General features: G+C 61.5%; 2 protein-coding genes. One reads left to right on the forward strand and one right to left on the reverse strand.

The features are described 5' to 3' along the window. Positions 1-32: 32 nt before the first annotated feature. Positions 33-1,406 (reverse strand): transposase, encoded by a 1,374-nt coding sequence (locus tag NKH30_RS32930; protein ID WP_352473781.1) that lies wholly within the window; start codon positions 1,404-1,406, stop codon positions 33-35. A gap of 155 nt (positions 1,407-1,561) precedes the next feature. On the opposite strand from NKH30_RS32930, the gene NKH30_RS32935 reads away from it, so the two are divergent. Continuing rightward, positions 1,562-2,599 (forward strand): IS110 family RNA-guided transposase, encoded by a 1,038-nt coding sequence (locus NKH30_RS32935; protein WP_352618855.1) that lies wholly within the window; start codon positions 1,562-1,564, stop codon positions 2,597-2,599. Positions 2,600-2,916: the final 317 nt, after the last annotated feature.

Here is a 2,916-nt window from a genome sequence, read left to right on the forward strand (position 1 = left end):
GTCTTGATTAAGGTCGACGCGACCTCCTCGCCTTAAGTGGCTCGGACGTTTGTTCCGAGGGTGCAAATCTTGGCCAATTTCCTGAGGTTCTGGGCGATGGCTGCAAGGTGGAACTCATCGCGGGCACCACAGGGGCCGCGCAATCGCAATCGATCGAGCTTCAGGATGCGCTTGAGGTGCGCGAACAGCATCTCCACCTTCTTCCGCTGATAGCGTGAGGTCTGGTAGGCGTCTGTCTTTGCGATGTCGCGGGCCATGTCGCGCGCGCCCTCATAGATCGAGCGCAGCACCTTGCGCGCCGGCTCCTTCGGGCAACAGCTGGGCTTCAGGGCACAGGCGTCGCAATCCAGCTTGCTGGCGCGATAGCGCATCATGCCATTCTCGTCGACGAGAGGGTGTGGCATCCGATAGGTCTTCTGGCGCTGCCTGAGCGTCTTCCCGCCAGGACAGATGTATGTATCGGCCTTATGGTCGTAGGTGAAGTCGTCGCGCGAGAAGGTGCCATCCTTGCGCCTAGACTTGTCGAAGACCGGGATATGCGGCTCGATCCCACGCTCATGCACCAACCAGTTCAGCATTTCGGCCGAGCCGTAGCCGGTGTCGGCAATCAGCCGCTCCGGCCAGAGGCCGAGCTCGTCGTGCGCCCGCTCGATCATAGTCTTGGCGGCCGTCACCTCGGCTTGGCGCACCGCGGTCGAGGGCTCCACGTCCACGATGATGGCGTGCTCCACGTCGATCAAATAGTTCGTGCAATAGGCATAGACGGCTGGGCCACCCCAAGCGGCAGTCCAGCGCGCGGCGGGATCAACAGGGGAGACGAACTTGGGCTCCACCGGCGTGGCGGCCCCGAAGGCGGCGTCATCCAGAGTGGCGAGATACTCAGCCACGGCCCGCTTGGCTTTGGGATTGAGGTCCTCGGCCGTTTCGATCCCGCGCTGACGATGGGCGTCGGCGACGATCATGCTGGCATCGACCGCAAAGCCTTCGCCGCCGACGAGCCCTTCAGCTATGCAGCGCCGGACGACGGTCTCGAACAGTTCGCGCAGCAGGTCGGCATCGCGGAAGCGGCCGTGGCGGGTCTTGGAGAAGGTTGAGTGGTCAGGCACATCACCCTCGAGGCCAAGCCGGCAGAACCACCGATAGGCCAGGTTCAGATGTACCTCCTCGCACAGCCGGCGCTCCGAGCGGATGCCGAAGCAATAGCCGACGATCAGCATGCGGATCAGCAGCTCAGGGTCGATCGAGGGACGGCCGATCGGGCTGTAGAAGGGCGCCAGATGCTGGCGGATGGCGGACAGGTCGACGAAGTGGTCGATCGCTCTGAGCAGGTGATCCGCCGGCACATGCCGCTCCAGGCTGAAGCCGTAGAACAGCTCCTCCTGCATCACACTTTGCTCGCCCATCATCGACTCAATCTCCTCTTACGACGAAGATTGAATCAGATGGGATATTCGGCTTGAGCCCCATCTTCGACGGTGATGGACGGAGGTGCTGCGCTCCGAGCTGATGATAGAACGTGGTCTGCAGCTACAGCCACAAGCATCAGGAAAGGAAACGCAGCATGAAGCATTATGCCGGATTGGATATCTCGGTAAAAGAGACCGCCGTTTGCATTGTCGATGAAACTGGCAAGATCTGCCGCGAGGTCAAGGTGGTCAGCCACCCCGACGACCTCACCGCGGTTCTGAAAGATCCCGCCTTGCGCATCGAGCGGATCGGGCTCGAGGCCGGACCGTTGTCGCAATGGCTGTTCGAAGGCCTGGCCAGGGCCGGTTTGCCGGCAATCTGCATCGAGACCCGACACACCAAGGCATTCCTCAAGGCGCGGCCGAACAAGACGGATCGCAATGATGCGCGCGGCATCGCACAGATGATGCGCGTCAACCTGTTCCGCCCGGTGCATGTCAAGACGCTGACGAGCCAGAAGCGCCGCGCGCTGCTGACGGCGCGCAAGCTGCTGCAGGAAAAGGCCCTCGCCATCGAGAACGACCTGCGCGGCCTGTTGCGCAATTTTGGGCTCAAGGTTGGCGTCGTCGGGACCGTCAAGTTTGAGGATCGGATTCGCGAGCTCGTCGAAGGACGCTGTGAACTGGCCGAAATTGTCACGCCGCTGCTGGAGGCGCGCTGCAAGCTGCGAGAACAGTTTACAGTTCTACATCGCAGACTTCTGAGAATCGTGCGGGACGATGAGGTCTGTCGGCGCTTGATGACGATCTCCGGCGTTGGTCCTGTGGTGGCGCTGGCTTATACCGCGACGATCGACATTCCACAGCGATTCAGAAACTCCAAAACGGTGGGGTTCATCCTGGGACTGACGCCGGTGCTCAACCAATCAGGTGAAAGTCACCGCGTCGGTCGCGTCTCGCTGTGCGGCGACGGGATGATGCGCACCTTGCTCTACGAAGCCGCCCAAGTGATGCTAACGCGCGTCAAGAAGTGGTCATGGCTGAAGGCGTGGGCGATGAATGTCGCCAAGCGGTGCGGTCTGCGAAAAGCGATCGTCGCACTCGCCCGCCGGCTGGCGGTCATCATGCACCGCATGTGGGTGGACGGCACCGAATTCCGCTGGACGCGGGAGGCCTCGCCAGCCGCTATCTGACCGGGAAGGCCGTAAGGAGAGAGACAAGTTCCGCCACCGGCGGAAGCACGTCCTTCGCGGGACGATGGATGAGGCGAGTTCGTTGAAGCACTCGGACCGGTCGCTCACTGCAGCCGATCAGGCCGCGAATCAGATTGTGCCGCTTCATTCTCCTGATCCCATGCTGGGAGGGCTAAAGCCGATCCCGTAGAGAAGCGAGGCCCCGCGAAAGACGTCAAACGCCGGAGAAGCCGCAAGCTCGAAAGCGCTTGACCTCAACATGCCGAATAGAGAAGTGCTTCAGGACTGCTGCAACCCGGACTTTTTCAACACTATCG

The sequence above is a fragment of the Mesorhizobium sp. M1273 genome, assembly GCF_040318195.1.
In the GTDB taxonomy this organism is placed as follows: domain Bacteria; phylum Pseudomonadota; class Alphaproteobacteria; order Rhizobiales; family Rhizobiaceae; genus Mesorhizobium.

Coding starts and splice junctions, on each gene's coding strand:
- NKH30_RS32930 (WP_352473781.1), bottom strand. CDS start 1,406: ATGATGGGCGAGCAAAGTGTGATGCAGGAGGAGCTGTTCTACGGCTTC.
- NKH30_RS32935 (WP_352618855.1), top strand. CDS start 1,562: ATGAAGCATTATGCCGGATTGGATATCTCGGTAAAAGAGACCGCCGTT.